The sequence below is a fragment of the Blautia caccae genome, assembly GCF_040095955.1.
Classification (GTDB): domain Bacteria; phylum Bacillota; class Clostridia; order Lachnospirales; family Lachnospiraceae; genus Blautia; species Blautia celeris.
This window is the reverse complement of record NZ_JBBMFP010000003.1, coordinates 70,490-86,292: the sequence shown is the minus strand read 5'-3', so window position 1 is coordinate 86,292 and position 15,803 is coordinate 70,490. Positions and strand designations below refer to the sequence as shown.

At 48.4% G+C, this 15,803-nt stretch carries 11 protein-coding genes; all 11 read right to left on the bottom strand.

Annotation, left to right across the window (positions count from 1 at the left end):
- Window positions 1–115 precede the first annotated feature (115 nt).
- The 11 genes from WMO65_RS03925 to uvrB all read right to left on the bottom strand — a co-directional run bounded on the left by WMO65_RS03925 (window position 116) and on the right by uvrB (window position 15,613).
- Window positions 116–2,077 carry an oxidoreductase gene (locus WMO65_RS03925; RefSeq protein ID WP_148392644.1) on the bottom strand — a complete coding sequence of 654 codons (1,962 nt, stop codon included), beginning with the start codon at window positions 2,075–2,077 and terminating at the stop codon, window positions 116–118.
- A 416-nt stretch (window positions 2,078–2,493) separates the two neighbouring features.
- Complete coding sequence (locus WMO65_RS03920; protein ID WP_033142364.1) at window positions 2,494–3,501, bottom strand: GntR family transcriptional regulator; 1,008 nt, start codon at window positions 3,499–3,501, stop codon at window positions 2,494–2,496.
- Window positions 3,498–4,496 carry a GntR family transcriptional regulator gene (locus WMO65_RS03915; RefSeq protein ID WP_158587220.1) on the bottom strand — a complete coding sequence of 333 codons (999 nt, stop codon included), beginning with the start codon at window positions 4,494–4,496 and terminating at the stop codon, window positions 3,498–3,500. The genes WMO65_RS03920 and WMO65_RS03915 overlap by 4 nt, the downstream gene beginning before the upstream one ends.
- A 135-nt stretch (window positions 4,497–4,631) precedes the next feature.
- Window positions 4,632–5,798: a molecular chaperone DnaJ gene (gene dnaJ / locus WMO65_RS03910; RefSeq protein ID WP_033142362.1), complete on the bottom strand. Its 1,167-nt coding sequence runs from the start codon at window positions 5,796–5,798 to the stop codon at window positions 4,632–4,634.
- Between the two features lie 87 nt (window positions 5,799–5,885).
- Window positions 5,886–7,757 carry a molecular chaperone DnaK gene (gene dnaK / locus WMO65_RS03905; RefSeq protein ID WP_033142361.1) on the bottom strand — a complete coding sequence of 624 codons (1,872 nt, stop codon included), beginning with the start codon at window positions 7,755–7,757 and terminating at the stop codon, window positions 5,886–5,888.
- 147 nt (window positions 7,758–7,904) lie between these two features.
- Window positions 7,905–8,540, bottom strand: coding sequence for a nucleotide exchange factor GrpE (gene grpE / locus WMO65_RS03900; protein ID WP_033142398.1), 636 nt, complete (start codon window positions 8,538–8,540; stop codon window positions 7,905–7,907).
- A gap of 47 nt (window positions 8,541–8,587) precedes the next feature.
- Window positions 8,588–9,625, bottom strand: a complete 1,038-nt coding sequence (gene hrcA / locus WMO65_RS03895; protein WP_181014503.1) for a heat-inducible transcriptional repressor HrcA — start codon at window positions 9,623–9,625, stop codon at window positions 8,588–8,590.
- Window positions 9,626–9,893: 268 nt separating this feature from the next.
- A complete protein-coding gene (locus WMO65_RS03890) occupies window positions 9,894–11,111 on the bottom strand; it encodes a DUF4179 domain-containing protein (protein ID WP_148392645.1) in 1,218 nt (405 codons plus the stop codon).
- Window positions 11,108–11,662 carry an RNA polymerase sigma factor gene (locus WMO65_RS03885; protein WP_225305378.1) on the bottom strand — a complete coding sequence of 185 codons (555 nt, stop codon included), beginning with the start codon at window positions 11,660–11,662 and terminating at the stop codon, window positions 11,108–11,110. Before WMO65_RS03885 ends, WMO65_RS03890 begins: the two co-directional genes overlap by 4 nt.
- A gap of 161 nt (window positions 11,663–11,823) precedes the next feature.
- Entirely contained in the window at window positions 11,824–13,335 is a 1,512-nt protein-coding gene (locus tag WMO65_RS03880; RefSeq protein ID WP_033142358.1) for an SLC13 family permease, read from the bottom strand.
- A gap of 289 nt (window positions 13,336–13,624) precedes the next feature.
- Window positions 13,625–15,613: an excinuclease ABC subunit UvrB gene (uvrB, locus tag WMO65_RS03875; protein ID WP_187370594.1), complete on the bottom strand. Its 1,989-nt coding sequence runs from the start codon at window positions 15,611–15,613 to the stop codon at window positions 13,625–13,627.
- Window positions 15,614–15,803 lie beyond the last annotated feature (190 nt).

Sequence of the window (15,803 nt, the reverse complement as noted above, 5' to 3'; positions counted from 1 at the left end):
CTGCATCTGATTAAACCAAAAGATGCACAGACTCCCCCTGTACTGCCCGCCCCGGGGAATCTGCATTCCCCGGGAGACAGTGCATTAGAGAAGAGGTTATGTCTATGTCCTGCCGTTATGCGTATTTTCCTGCAAAATATCCGCCGCTTACTGCCTGCAGAATCTTGCCCGGTTTGATACAGTCACCTACCGTGATAAATTCCGCGTCGTTTGTGCGGAGTTTCTCCACCTCATCGATCTTGGATCTCATGCCCACAGACAACAGAACCGTGTCTGCCGGATAGATGACCTCCTTGCCGTCTTTATCTTTTGCGTGTACACCGTCATCCTCAATGGAGGTAACTGTGACTTCTGTATACGGATGTAAATTCTCTGTGCGTTTTTCGTATTCCAGCATCATGGCTTTCAGATGCAGGATCGGTGCGTCCGGAGCCAGTTTATCCTGCATTTCCAGAACGGTCACATCCTTTCCTTCCATAGCCAGGGCCAGACCTTCCTCGCATCCCACAAGACCGCCGCCGATCACAACGACTTTCTCTCCGAATTTCAGGTCCGGGTCGCGAAGCTGTGTGACTTTTACTACATTTTCTCTGTCAACTCCCGGGATCCTTGGGATGATCGGTTCTGCGCCCACTGCACAGACTACTGTATCCGGTGCGATCTCCCGGATCAACTCCGGTGTTGCAGTTGTATTCAGGCGTACCTGGATCGCTTTTCTCTCCACCATGCGAATCAGGTACTGCAGATAACTTCCAAGATCCTCTTTGAAAGAAACATCGTGGACAGCCACGTTGAGCATACCGCCGAGACGGTCCGCTTTCTCAACCAAAATAACTTCGTGTCCCTGCTCTTCCGCTTTCAGGGCTGCCTGCATACCGCCCGGGCCTCCGCCGATCACCAGCACTTTCTTAGGCTGCGGTTTTGGCTGGTACATACCTTCTTTTAAGTCACGTCCGACTTCCGGATTTACCACACACTGGGAAATACCGGAGCACATATCTACATACGGAACGAAATCCAGAGACAGGCAGTGATTACATCTCACGCACGGGCGAACCTCATCGAAACGTCCTGCTTTTGCCTTGTTCGGGAATTCCGGATCTGCCAGGATCTGACGGCCTACATAGATCACGTCTGCCTTGCCGGATGCAATGATGTCTTCCATCTCTGCCGGATCAGACAGGGCACCTACCGTCGCGATGGGTGTCTTCACATGTTTCTTAATGGCCTCTGCCAGATATACATTGACACCGTGCGGCAAAAATGCGGACGGGAACATACGGCATCCGGAGTTCACGTCGCGGAAGGAAGTGGCGGATACATGGATCAGGTCCACTTTGCCGTCCAGCATTTTCGCAAATTCAATGGCATCCTCTATGCCGTAGCCTCCTTCCATGAATTCATCACCTGAGATACGGATCTCAATGGGGAAGTTCGGTCCCACAGCTTTGCGGATACGGTCAATGACCATAAGCGGGAATCTGGCGCGGTTTTCAATGGAACCGCCGTATTTGTCTGTTCTTGTATTGTACAGCGGGGATAAGAATTCACTGAGCAGCCAGCCATGGCCGCCGTGGATCATGACCATATCAAATCCGCCGAATTTTGCTACATAAGCGCCATGTGCAAAGGCATCTGCGATCTCATTCATGATGTCTTCGTCCATGGGTGTTACATCCACACCGTATACACCCGGCTGTGCACTTGGTCCGTAGATGATCCCGTTTGTGTACTGGGGATGGGCACGGGCACCGCTATGTAAAATTTCAATATTTGCCAGTGCGTTGTGCTGATGGATTCTGTCTGTCAGCTGCAGATGAGATGGCATAAATCCCTCGTTGTCCAGATTGCAGAGGTTTCCATGGGCACTTCCCGTGTGGGCGTGGACCAGAGTCTCACCTCTTGTGACAATGGCTGCACCGCCTTTTGCACGGTTTTCAAATGCGGCAAGGTTCTGCTCGGATAAGAAGCCGGATGTATTAGGCTCTGATCCCATGGGAGCAGTTGCGATACGGTTTTTCAGAGTTACGTTTCCGATTCGTAACGGGCTGAATAAATGTGGATAGTTAGTTGACATAATAGCACCTCATTTCTCTTTAATTGGTATATATTAATTGTTGTAATACCTTGTCAACCTTTCCGATTGGCTTATATTGATACTAGCACAATTTATAAGTATAATCAATATTTTTTTATTATTTCAGCATTAAAGTTAATTTTACGCTCACTAATTTGTGCATTTTTCACAGTCACAATATATTTTAAATAAAATTAATATATTCCAATTATATTTTTAATATATTCCAATTCTCCATAAAGTCTTTAGTCTATACCAAATCTATTTTATAACCGCTTATATGTCCTACAACATGTATATTCCGTAATCTCCAAAAAAGAAGACATAGAAAAAGCAGCGCGCCATAATCCGGCACACTGCCCTTCTCTCTTGCTTTCTGTTCTGTTTTTTGTATATCCCTGTATCATGTCAAATATTCAGCTATTCTCCGCAGCCATTCCCTCTTCCAGCCATCTTCTGAACACCAGCTCCCGCAGATGGAACAGGGAACCCTGGTCAGCATACTGGTGGAAAGGAAAACTGCTGATACCCTTTTTTCCGCACAAAAGCTGTATCTCCCTTATAAGCCCGTCTTTGTAGGAGAGGTTCTGCGGCAAAATGACTGCCTGGTACCGGTCGTTTTTGCGTTCCAGTTCGTAAATACCGCTTTTTACAGGTATGTAGGCATAAGGGCTGACCACACCGAATTCCTTCAGGAAGCATTCCACGCTGAAACGGTACCACTCACTTCCGTAAATAACGGCAATGGGCTTTTCCCCCTGCAGCTTGGCAATATTGCTGATGGTCTCATTGGATACGGACAGGACCACCTTCTCCACCGGTATCCTGTCTCCGCCTTCCACCACATGCTTCACGGTTGCCCAGACCTCATCATGATGGTTGATGGTGGTGGCGAACAGGTCGTATTTTTCTCTGTTTAATATGCCGGGCTTTTCCCTGATTTCATCTATGAGATACGCGTCCGCATGGACATTGCAGAAGTCTGCAATCTCCCGGGCTGTATCCTGCAGAAATTCCTCGCTGCAGTCTATCCAGGCAAGCTTCAGCCTCTCTCTGTCCGGGACATGCCTCCAGGCGCTTTCCATGAACATACGCTCAATCTCTTTCTGGCTTTTGCCCATGGATGCCAGCTTTTCTATGGCATCATCGATCACCCCGCATACTTTTTCGTCCATATCAGCTCTTCGGCTGGTGTCCACATAAGTACCGCTGCCTTTTTTCGTGGATGCATAGCCTTCCCTGCACAATTCCTCATATGCCTGCTTCACCGTGTTGCGGGCCACATGCAGATTCTCGCTCAGCTTCCGCTCCGGCATAAGCCGCTCCCCCTCTTTCAAGGTACCGTTCTCTATCTCTGCCATTAACTTCTGCGCGATCTGAAGATATACAGGTATCTTTCCGTTCTCTTCTAATGTCCAGCTCATATTTCGCCATTTCCCTTCTGTCTGTCCATCTTGCCTACCACTTCCACCATGTGCATCCAGGAACCCTGGTCAATCTCATATTCCATGGGAATGATCCTGCTCCTGCTTTTCCTTGCCCTTGCCACCACCTGCAGTGTCCACGCACTTGCATACTCTATGTAATCGGGAGAAATGATCAGGGGCATTCCCTGCCGGCAGCAGTTGTCAATGGCCTCACTCATCTCTTCCTCACTGGCACAGATCTGTTCATTTGTCTTGCCCAGATGCTGCAGGGTCCTCCTTGCATTCTTCAAAAATGTAGCGCTCCTGTACAAAATGCAGATGGGCTGGTCTTCCGGTATGGTGGCCAGACGTGCTATGGTCTCTCTGCTCTCCACCAGCGCAAAGGTCTCAGTGGGGATCCCCAGAGCATCCGCATACCCTATGAACTCCTGGTAATGGCTCTGGGAGATAAAGGCCAGATCACACCTGGAACTGATCACTCTGCTCCCTGAGAGCAGTTCCTCCAGCACATAGGTTTCCACCGTCAGATTGGGGATGGATTCCACCACGGGTGCAATGGAATGCAGGATCTCAATATTGCACTCCACCAGTGCTGCACAGATTTTCTGTTTTTCCTGAAAATGGCTGACCAGTTCCTGCTGTGCCAGCAGAAACACCCGGTTCATGGGCAGACCGCTGGACGACACTTTTGAAAACATTTCCTCCACGATATCCGAAGGACTTTTCCCCCTGCTCTGCCCGTTTTCCGGCTGCTTTTTCTGCACATAGGCACCTCCGCCGCGGATCTTCTGCACAACCCCTCTGTCCTGCAGCCAGGTATATGCTTTTTTCACCGTACCCACGGACAAACCGGAAACCTCGGCCATTCTGACCTCTGAGAGAAGCCGTTCCCCCGGAACCAGGATGCCATCCGCTGCCTGCTGCTCCAACTGCCGGGCAAGCTGAAGATACAGCGGTGTTCCGCTGTTCTTATCTATCTCTATTTTCTCCATCGCAACAACCTTAAACTTTCTTATTCTCTGATAAATCCATTGTATCATATCCCCACATCTAAAAAAAGAGACTGCCGGAGGGAAAATTTGTACATTCTCCCCGACAATCTCCTGATATGGCTGATTTCAGGCGAATCAGTCCTCAAAGGTCTCTTTCAGTTTGTCCATAAAGCCCTTTTTCTTTTTCTCTGTGCTGCCGGACGGGCGGTTGCCGCAGGCCTCATCGAATTTTCTGAGAGCCTCCTTGGCATCCTCATTCAGTTTGGTAGGCACCTGAACCACCAGTGTCACATAGTGGTCGCCGCGCACGCTCTTATTTCTGAGAGACGGCACACCTTTGCCTTTCAGACGCACTTTTGTGTCTGTCTGGGTACCCGGCTTCACATCATACATTACATCTCCGTCCACTGTGCTGATGCGCACCTCGCCGCCGAGGGCAGCCTGCGCAAATGTAATGGGCGCTGTTGAGAATATGTTCATATCCTGCCTCTGGAAAATGGGATGGCGGGCAACAACAACCTCAACCAGCAGGTCTCCTCTCGGCCCGCCGTTTGTTCCCGGTTCTCCCTTATCTCTGATACGGATACTCTGTCCATTGTCAATACCTGCCGGTACAGAAACCTGGATTTTCTTTCTCTGGTTCACGTATCCGGTTCCGCGGCAGTCTGTACATTTGTCCTTGATCACCTTACCGGTACCGTGACACTCCGGACAGGTCTGTACATTTCTCACCATACCGAACATGGACTGCTGGGTATATACCACCTGGCCTTCCCCGTGGCATTTCGGACAGGTTTCCGGGGAAGTTCCCGGCTTCGCACCCGTTCCGTGACAGGTATTACAGGTCTCCTTCAGGTTCAGATCCAGCTCTTTTTCACAGCCAAAGACTGCTTCTTCAAAGGTAATGCGGACGGACGCCCTTACATTGGCACCCTTCATAGGGCCGTTGTTGGCTCTTCTTCTTCCGCCGCCGCCAAATAGATCGCCGAAAATATCGCCGAAAATATCACCCATATCGGCGCCGTCAAAACCGCCGAAGCCTCCAAAGCCTCCTGCTCCGCCGGCACCTCCGTTTTCAAAGGCCGCATGGCCGAACTGGTCATACTGTCTTCTCTTATCCGGGTCACTCAAAACGCCGTAGGCCTCTGTAGCCTCCTTGAATTTCTTCTCCGCTTCTTTGTCTCCGGGGTTTACATCAGGATGGTACTTCTTTGCCAGCTTACGGTATGCGCTTTTGATAGTGGCGTCGTCAGCGCCTTTGTCCACGCCTAAGACTTCATAGTAATCTCTTTTATCTGCCATTGGTCTTATTCCTTTCTAAACATACAGTCAGGCATGGAGTGCTGTAAACACCCCATGCCATCCAAGTCATTTACTGACAAAGCTATTTTATACTTCTCTGTAGTCTCCGTCAACCACATCATCACCGTATGCTTCATTTCCTCCCTGAGTGCCTGCGTCCGGGCCCGGACCTGCCTGTGTTCCCTGGGAAGCCTGTGCCTGCTCATACATCTTGGCGAAGAGTTTCTGTGCGCTCTCCATCAGTTTGTCTTTGCCGGCCTTGATGTCAGCCACCTGAGCATCTGTGATCTCGTCTGTATTTGCACAGCTGTTTAACAGTTCTTTTAATGCGTTCAGATCTGCTTCTACGGCAGTCTTGTCATTGGCATCCAGCTTGTCGCCTGCCTCTTCCAGAGCTTTCTCTGTCTGGAATACCATAGCATCAGCATCATTCTTGGTGTCTACAGCTTCTTTTCTCTTCTTATCCTGTGCTTCGTACTCAGCAGCTTCTCTTACTGCTTTATCAATATCATCATCGGACATGTTGGAGCCAGCTGTGATGGTGATGTGCTGTTCTTTGCCTGTTCCCAGGTCTTTTGCAGATACATTTACGATACCGTTGGCATCAATATCAAAGGTAACCTCGATCTGCGGAACACCTCTTCTTGCAGGCGGAATTCCGTCCAGACGGAACTGTCCGAGGGATTTGTTGTCTCTTGCAAACTGTCTCTCACCCTGTACCACGTTGATATCCACTGCTGTCTGGTTGTCGGCTGCTGTGGAGAAGATCTGGCTCTTCTTGGTAGGAATCGTTGTATTTCTTTCAATCAGCCTTGTTGCGATACCGCCCATGGTCTCAATGGACAGAGACAGCGGAGTAACATCCAGAAGAAGGATATCGCCTGCGCCTGCATCGCCTGCCAGCTTACCACCCTGTACGGAAGCACCCAGAGCTACACACTCATCCGGGTTCAGAGTCTTGCTCGGCTCTTTGCCTGTAAGCTGTTTTACTTTGTCCTGTACAGCCGGGATACGTGTGGAACCACCTACTAACAGTACCTGGCCCAGTTCGGAAGAGTTCAGTCCTGCATCAGACAGTGCGCGGCGAACCGGCTCTGCTGTTCTCTCTACCAGGTCATGTGTCAGCTCATCGAATTTGGCTCTTGTCAGGTTCATATCAAAGTGCAGAGGTCCGTTGCTGTTCATGCTGATGAACGGCAGGTTAATGTTGGTTGTGGTTGCGGAAGAAAGTTCTTTTTTCGCTTTCTCGGCAGCCTCTTTGATTCTCTGCATTGCCATTTTGTCTGCGGAAAGGTCTACACCTTCGGCTTTTTTGAATTCAGCGATCATGTAATCTGCAACTTTCTGGTCAAAGTCATCGCCGCCCAGACGGTTGTCGCCTGCTGTGGATAATACTTCGATCACACCGTCACCGATCTCAATGATGGAAACATCGAAAGTACCGCCGCCTAAGTCGTATACCATGATCTTCTGCTCTTTTTCATTGTCCAGGCCGTAAGCAAGTGCTGCTGCTGTAGGCTCGTTGATGATACGTTTTACTTCCAGGCCTGCGATCTTACCTGCGTCTTTTGTTGCCTGACGCTGAGCATCGTTGAAGTAAGCGGGAACTGTGATAACTGCCTCTGTTACTTTCTCGCCCAGGTAGTTCTCTGCATCACTTTTCAGTTTCTGAAGGATCATTGCAGAAATTTCCTGCGGAGAATATTTTTTGTCGTCAATTGCCACTCTGTAATCCGTTCCCATATGTCTCTTAATGGAAGAGATTGTTTTATCTGCATTGGTAACGGCCTGACGTTTTGCCGGCTCACCTACCAGTCTTTCTCCTGATTTTGTAAAAGCAACTACGGACGGTGTTGTTCTTGCGCCTTCTGCATTGGCGATAACTACCGGCTGACCGCCTTCCATAACACCTACACAACTGTTTGTTGTACCTAAGTCAATACCTATAATTTTACCCATGATAAATTCCTCCTGAATTTAAAATCAATTACTTTTCCTGTTCTAAGCGGTTTAACGCTCCGCCAGAGCGTTTCATCTATGAGATATAATCCGAGCGGGCTGTCCCGCCGGAGAATTTGGGTTGCGCCTCCGGCGCACCATCTAAAACTAATTGGCAACCTTCACCATGCTGTGTCTCACTACGTGGTCTTTGTAAAGGTAACCTTTCTGAAACTCTTCTACAACTATATTCTCACCGGCTTCTTCATCCTCCACATGCATCACTGCATTGTGGTAATCCGGATTAAATTCCTGCCCTACTGCTTCGATGGCCTTTACGCCAATCTCTTCAAAAACGGTCATCATCTGCTTGTATATCTTTGTCATGCCGTCCGCAAAAGGGCTTTCCTTTTCATTTTCGGGAACTGCAGCCAAACCTCTTTCAAAGTTGTCAACCACCGGAAGGATCTTATCGATCACTTCACGCGCACCGATCTCATACATGGAAGCTTTTTCCTTCTCCGTACGCTTTCTGAAGTTGTCGAACTCTGCCATCTGGCGCTTTACCATATCGGTGAGCTCTTCTATCTTCTCATCTTTTTTATCTTTTTTCTTTTTACCGAACAGGCCCTTTTTCTCGGCTGTCTTTCCTTTTGCCTGCTCTTCTGTCTGGCCTTCTGCTGCCTCAGCAGCCTGGTCATCTTCCTCAACGGCCTCTTCGCAGGTGGCCTCCTCTGCCAGAGCCTTGTCGTCTTCCTCTAAGATTTCTTCTGCCTTCTCTTCAGAAGCCGCATCCGGCTGCATCTCTTCATATAATTCTTTTTCTTCTGACACGAATCCGTACCGCCTTTCTAGGTTTTCTTAAATATATTGTCCAACTGCGTCTTCAGCGTCTTCAAATTGTTCACAACATTCTCGTAATCCATACGCTTTGGGCCTATAATACCGATGGTTCCCTGCATACCGTCTCCCAAATCGTATGTGGCTGTCACAACGCTGCAGTCTTTCATAGTTTTAACAGGGGTTTCATTTCCAATGTATACCTGAATGCCGGTATTCTCTTCGGAATTCATAGTATCCTTTACCAGATCCACCAGCTCCTGCTTTTCTTCAAAAGCGGAAATCAGTTCACTGGCCTTGGAGGTGTCTGCCAGCTCCGGATATTTGAAAATATTCGTTGTTCCGCTGGTGTATATCTCCACCTCATCATCATCCACCGCAATGGCATTGGCCACCGCGTCAATGACGCTTCCCACAACCGCGCTGTGGATACCTGCCTGTTCTTTCATCTTAGTGATCATACCCAGATTGATCTCCTCAATGGTGAGGCCGTTTAGCTGGGTATTAAGAAGCAGGTTCAGCTTCAGCACTGTGTCATCATCCATAGGCTCCTGAAGGGTTATCATGTGATTCTTCACTATATTTCCTTCAATCACCAGAACTGCCAGAAGCTGCATCTCAGCCACTTTGGAAAGCTGGATGAATTTTAATTTGTTCCTGTGATAGGTCGGGCCGGTAATCATGGTCGCATAGTTAGTGTTGGATGCAAGAACCTTCACCACCTGTTTGAGCACCTTCTCCATTTTGTCGGTCCTCTCAATCATCAGTTCCTTGATCTCCGAAACTTCCTGTTCCTTCTCCCGCATCAGCTCATCCACATAGAGACGATAGCCCGCGTCTGAGGGAATCCGTCCTGCTGAAGTGTGGGGCTGTAAAATGTACCCCAGTTCCTCCAGGTCTGACATTTCGTTCCGGATGGTTGCAGAGCTGAGATTCAGGTCAGTGTATTTTGAAATCGTTCTCGATCCAACCGGTTCGCCGGTTTCCAGATACGTCTGGATAATGGCTTTTAATATCTTTTTCTTACGCTCATCCAGTTCACTGTCCATTATAATCTCCTTTCTGCTTCCGCATTGATGGCCCCGGATGCTGTTTCCGGTGTTGTTAGCACTCGTTTGTGTGGAGTGCTAACATCTATGTTCTTAAGATAGCACCAGCGTGTTTATTTGTCAAGGGCTTTATATTTTTTTTAGAAAGTTTCAGAATCCGCAATAATAGGAAAGAAAAGGGACGCAAAAAAAACAGAGGGGAGCCGTTCAATATTAACAGCATTCCCTCTGTTTTATTATAATATCAGTAATTTCTTCCCGCTGTCCTTTATTTGGCAGGGACTATATAATAGTTTTCCTCTGTCAGTGGCGCTCCGTCCTCCGGAATGGATTTAAGAAATAAAAAGCTCTCGATCCGGTCAGTATCCAGTACCCTGTTGAGTCCGAATGTGTGGACATATTCTTCCCCCTCATCTGAGGAAAATCCACGTCTGCCCGGCCCGCCGTATAAATAGGAATATATGGTGCCGTCTTTCATCTTTACACCTTTCAGCTCCGGCGGATCTTCTGTTAACTCCACATCAATCTCTTCCCCGGAGTCATTATACCCCTTTTCTTTCGTCTTGGTTCTCGGAAACCGGTATGCCACCTGGGCAGAAATCGGTGATATCTCTATCTTTTCCACCACGGCACCGGTGTCCCCCAGAGCTGTGCCCGGGCTGCATATTCTTACCATGTCAGACCTTTCCAGGTTCCAGTCAAAGCTCCAGGTCCCTTCGATATTTGGTCTGTATCCATCCAGATACAGACCACCGAGTCCTGTCAGCTCCAGATGGATGGGTTTTTCCATAAAATAATCTTCACTCTCTGCGTTAAAAAGAATGATATTGTATTCCATACTGCCGTCTTCCAGCACATAAGAAATCTCCTGGTCTTCCGTAAAGGGCGTTCCATCCAGATTCACTGCCTTCCCATCCTCAGGACTCTGTACAATGTTATCAAAAAAATAAGATGAGAGGTTTACATAATCCTCCTCATTTTCTGCATCATCTATATTTTTCCCATCAATGGTAATCAATGTCCGGCCGAAATCAGGCTGTTCTCCCTGCGGCGGTTCATACCCCTCCACCTTTAAAGAGATGCGCAGAAAATGCTGATCCACAATTGTCTGTACCATCGTAACCGTAACCCCCTGGTCCGTCACAGACTGATCAATGGGAGCTGCCATATGGGCATCTTCCAGTTCACGCTTCTGCTCCTCCTCCACTGCCATTCCGTCGGAAAGGCTTTTGCTCCACTTCATATAAGCTGCTGCGCCCGCGGTAACCGTACCGAAGGCAAGAATGGCTGCCGCAGCCAGAATCCAAAGCTTTTTCCCCGGCATTCTGCCCCCTGTTCTTCTTTCTGCTGCTCTTTCCTCTGCCGCTCCTGCCCCAGCGTCCTTTTTTATAGAAGCAAAGGCTTCATTGGCTTTCTGCCGGACTTTATCAGGAATCTCTACCTCTTTCCTGAGTTTCTCTATCATCTCCTCTTCTTTCATGCTCATATCAATTTCCTCCTCTCTGCCTTCGGATAATACTCCTCTGACATCTTCTTTCTGGCCCTGGCAATCCTGGTCCGGACAGTTGCCTCCGGTATCTCCAGGATCTCAGCGATCTCTGACATTTTAAAGCCTTCCACATAGTACAGGATGATCACAGTTCTGTACTTCCCATCCAGCATATCAAGCGCCTCATTCCATTCCAGATTGCCGTAGCCCTCCTCTTTTACTTCCACCTCAGGCATCTCGTCTGTGAAGAAAAGGTTCTCTTTTTTCTTCCTTATGTCATTGCATTTGTTGATCAGTATTCTGGTCATCCAGGTACGGAAATACCTATCTTCCCTGAGCCGGTCTATTTTCTCCCAGCAGGTGAGGATTGTTTCAGAGATGGCGTCTGCCGCGTCCTCCTCGTTGGAAAGCAGAGAACGCGCAGCTTTGTACATGTTCTGCATCTGAGACTGCATCAGCTCCGTGAATGCGTCCGCATCCCTCTCCTTTGCTTTTTTGATCAGATTATTCATATCAGGTTCCTTTCTTCCGTACGTACGTTTCCACATGTTTTTCATGTTTCTGCTTATTAGACCTAAGGATCGCCGGAAATGTTTCAACACATTCTTAATTTCTTCCAGACCTCATTTCCAAAGCACGGCCGCCTGCTGTTATTATCTTTTATATAAAAATGGCCGGCGTCCCGTAATATCCGGTGCGCCAGCCATTTTTATGCTGCTGCTTTTTTATTAAATACTTTATTGATCACAAATACCACAACGATCAGAGCCACAACTGCAAATCCCAATGATACAGCGCTCTTGGTCGCCCCTGCAATGATAAACGCAATAAGAGCGATCACACCGTTCACAAGCGCATAGGGCAGCTGGGTCCTCACATGTTCGACCAGATCACATTCCGCACCTGTGGAGGACAGGATCGTGGTGTCAGAGATTGGCGAGCAGTGGTCTCCGAACAGTCCTCCGGATAAAACCGCGCCTACGGCAATGGCAAACGGAATGGAGAATGCCTGCGCCATTGGTATGGCAAGAGGCATCATGATCGCAAAGGTTCCCCATGAACTTCCTGTGGAAAAGGACACGAATGCACCGAACAGAAAGATTGCCGCAGGAACCAGTGCCGCGGAAAAGCTCATGGATTTCAGCACATCCACAATAAACTGCGCCGTGCCCAGTTCACTGATCATGCTCCCCAGGGACCAGGCAAGAATCAGGGTGATTGCCACATCCGTCATCCCTTTCATACCGCCCACATACACCTTGAATGTCTCGCCGAAATTCATGACTTTGAAAAGACAGATCATTAGGATCAGAACCAGCGCCCCGAAAAAGTATCCCATAGTAAGTGCAACCCTGAACTCGTTGCCGTCCACCTTCTTAAACGGAAATCCCAGCGGTGCCAGCGTGGCAAACAAAGTGACAAATACAACTATGATGGGAAGGATCACCATGATCGGTTTTGCGTTCTTTTTGGAGTATACCCCGGTGTTTTCTTTTTCCTCCTCATGCTCTGTAAAGTTATAATCTGCCTTTTCTTTCTCTGCCTTTTGCTCCGCTTTTTTCATCTGGAAAAAATCGATCTTTGTAAATGCAATCAGCGGAATCATGATAATTGCCAGAATGGCATAAATCTGAAACGGAATGGCCTGCACAAAGGTAGTGTAATCTGATGCCTTTACGCCCAGATTGTCAAACTCTGACTGGATGAGTCCCATAATATACACACCCCAGCCGATAAACGGAATCAAAATAGCCACCGGAGATGAGGTGGAGTCCAAAATCCAGGCCAGTTTTTCCCTGGAGATTTTCAGCTTGTCAAACAAAGGCCGGAACACAGGTCCCACCAGAAGCGGGGTTCCCAGGTCGGAAAAGAAGATAATGATCCCGCCTGCCCATGCGCAGAGCTGTGCCTTTAACTTGGTGTTAACATAGCGGTATGCGCTCTGCCCGAAAGCCTGCGCGCCTCCTGACTTTTCCATCAGCTTGATAAATCCGCCGATGAACACCACCAGTACGATAACACCCGCATTATAGCTGTCTGTAAGCTGTACGAATAAATAATCACCGATCATAGATTTTACCGCTAAGAACGGGTTACCGTGGCTGAATATCAATACACCTGTAAGTCCTCCGCAGAAAAGGGAAAGAATCACATTTCGGCTCTTGATCGCCAGGATAACAGCTATGATGGGCGGCAGTAAACTTAAAATACCGTAATTCATAGGTTTCCTCCCAATATATAATATTTTCACGCAGAAAGGGCCGTGACCGGTTATCTGAAAGCGGCCATGGTCCTGTATTTCTGCCCTTTTTATGGGCAGTCCATGAGTAATATTACATGATTCTGAATAAATTTACAAGAATTTTATTTCGTTCCTGAGAGATATTTCCAGAAAGATATTTCCGGAGAGCTTTTTTCGGCAAAATAACGGCGGAGTAAAATACCCCGTAAGGGACTTTGCCTCCGCCGCTCATCTATGCTTGGGCTTGTGAAGATTAGCTTGTGAAGATTTAATTCTCTGATATCTCTTCCAGATTTTTTCTCAGCTCTATCATCTTGTCACGCAGCTCTGCTGCCATCTCGAAATTCAGATCCGCTGCTGCTGCCCGCATCTGTTTCTCCACGTCCTTTATCAGCTTCTGCAGTTCCTTTTTGTTCATGGATTCCGGGTCCTTTATCAGTTTCTTCTCCGTCTCGGCTACACTCTTGGAGATACTGATAAGGTCACGGACTGCTTTTTTGATGGTCTGCGGTGTGATGCCGTGGGCCTCGTTGTACTCCTGCTGCAGCTTACGGCGGCGCATGGTCTCGTCAATGGCAAGACGCATGGAGTCTGTTATGGTATCCCCGTACATAATAACACGTCCGTCTGAGTTACGGGCTGCACGGCCGATGGTCTGGATCAGGGATGTCTCGGAACGCAGGAATCCCTCTTTATCTGCGTCCAAAATGGCCACAAGGGTGATCTCCGGAATATCAAGCCCTTCACGGAGCAGGTTGATTCCCACCAGCACATCAAAGACATTCAAACGCATATCACGGATGATCTCCGTGCGTTCCAGGGTATCAATATCAGAGTGCAGGTATTTGACACGGATGCCCAACTCTTTCATATAATCCGTCAAATCCTCAGCCATCCGTTTTGTCAGCGTGGTTATGAGTATCTTATTGCCTTTTTCCACTTCTTTATTGACCTCTCCCACAAGGTCATCAATCTGTCCTTCCACAGGCCGCACTTCCACCATGGGGTCCAGAAGCCCTGTGGGACGGATGATCTGCTCAGCACGAAGCAGTTCATGGTTTGCTTCGTAATCTCCCGGGGTGGCGGATACGAACATGATCTGGTCTATTTTGCTCTCAAATTCCTCAAAGTTCAGAGGACGGTTGTCAAGGGCTGACGGCAGACGGAATCCGTAGTCCACCAGCGTGCTCTTTCTGGAGCGGTCACCTGCGTACATACCACGTATCTGGGGGATGGTCTTATGGGATTCATCTACAATGATCAGATAGTCATCCCCGAAATAATCCATCAGTGTATATGGCGCCTCCCCGGGTTCCAGCCCGGAAAGATGACGGGAATAGTTCTCGATTCCGGAACAGAATCCTGTCTCCTTGAGCATCTCAATGTCAAAGTTAGTCCGCTCTGAAATCCTCTGGGCTTCCAGCAGCTTATCCTCACTGCGGAAGTATTCTACACGCTCCTTCAGCTCCTCCTCGATGCCAACAGCCGCCTTCCGTATCTGCTCAATGGGCACTACATAGTGGGAGGCCGGGAAAATAGCAATGTGATTGAGCTGAGATTTTATTTCACCGGTCAGGGTGTCAATCTGGGTGATCCGGTCAATCTCATCCCCGAAAAACTCCACCCGCACTGCCATATCTGTATAATCCGCCGGAAAGATTTCAAGAACATCCCCGCGCACACGAAACGTACCGCGGTGAAAATCCATGTCATTCCTGTCATACTGGATATCGATCAGCTCTCTCACCACATCGTCACGGTCTTTCTCCATACCCGGTCGGAGCGAGATGATCATGTTCTGGTAATCCTTCGGGCTTCCGATACCGTAGATGCAGGATACACTGGAGATGATGATGACATCCTTCCGCTCACTCAGGGAGGAGGTGGCGGAGAGACGAAGTTTGTCTATCTCGTCGTTGATGGATGAGTCTTTGGCGATATAGGTGTCGGATGAGGGGACATAGGCTTCGGGTTGGTAGTAGTCGTAGTAGGACACAAAGTATTCTACTGCGTTCTCGGGGAAGAACTCTTTAAACTCGCCGTAGAGCTGTGCAGCCAGGGTTTTATTGTGGGCAATGATAAGGGTCGGCTTCTGGATCTGCTGGATGACATTGGCCATGGTAAAAGTCTTTCCAGACCCCGTAACCCCTAGTAAAGTCTGGCATTGGTTGCCTTCCCGGAAGCCTTTCACGAGGGCTTCGATGGCCTGCGGCTGGTCGCCGGTGGGCTGGTATTCTGAGTGTAATTTGAACTCCATAATGTATGTTTACCTCCGTGGTGACCCAACAAAAAGTTCGCCTATAGACCAAAAATTCGTAAAACAGAGTATTCAGTACCGTGGTCTATAGGCGAACTTTTTCCATTTTACGAATAAAGGTCACCAAAACCTGTTTTTGGATACGTCGTAACACCAGATAATACCTGGTGGAAATAGTATTCTTTAATGT

Excerpts from the sequence above, each read along its gene's own strand:
- dnaK (WP_033142361.1), bottom strand. The coding sequence starts at position 7,757 with ATGGGTAAAATTATAGGTATTGACTTAGGTACAACAAACAGTTGTGTA.
- dnaJ (WP_033142362.1), bottom strand. The coding sequence starts at position 5,798 with ATGGCAGATAAAAGAGATTACTATGAAGTCTTAGGCGTGGACAAAGGC.
- WMO65_RS03885 (WP_225305378.1), bottom strand. The coding sequence starts at position 11,662 with ATGTGGAAACGTACGTACGGAAGAAAGGAACCTGATATGAATAATCTG.
- WMO65_RS03880 (WP_033142358.1), bottom strand. The coding sequence starts at position 13,335 with ATGAATTACGGTATTTTAAGTTTACTGCCGCCCATCATAGCTGTTATC.
- uvrB (WP_187370594.1), bottom strand. The coding sequence starts at position 15,613 with ATGGAGTTCAAATTACACTCAGAATACCAGCCCACCGGCGACCAGCCG.
- hrcA (WP_181014503.1), bottom strand. The coding sequence starts at position 9,625 with ATGGACAGTGAACTGGATGAGCGTAAGAAAAAGATATTAAAAGCCATT.
- WMO65_RS03925 (WP_148392644.1), bottom strand. The coding sequence starts at position 2,077 with ATGTCAACTAACTATCCACATTTATTCAGCCCGTTACGAATCGGAAAC.
- WMO65_RS03920 (WP_033142364.1), bottom strand. The coding sequence starts at position 3,501 with ATGAGCTGGACATTAGAAGAGAACGGAAAGATACCTGTATATCTTCAG.
- WMO65_RS03890 (WP_148392645.1), bottom strand. The coding sequence starts at position 11,111 with ATGAGCATGAAAGAAGAGGAGATGATAGAGAAACTCAGGAAAGAGGTA.
- WMO65_RS03915 (WP_158587220.1), bottom strand. The coding sequence starts at position 4,496 with ATGGAGAAAATAGAGATAGATAAGAACAGCGGAACACCGCTGTATCTT.
- grpE (WP_033142398.1), bottom strand. The coding sequence starts at position 8,540 with ATGCAGCCGGATGCGGCTTCTGAAGAGAAGGCAGAAGAAATCTTAGAG.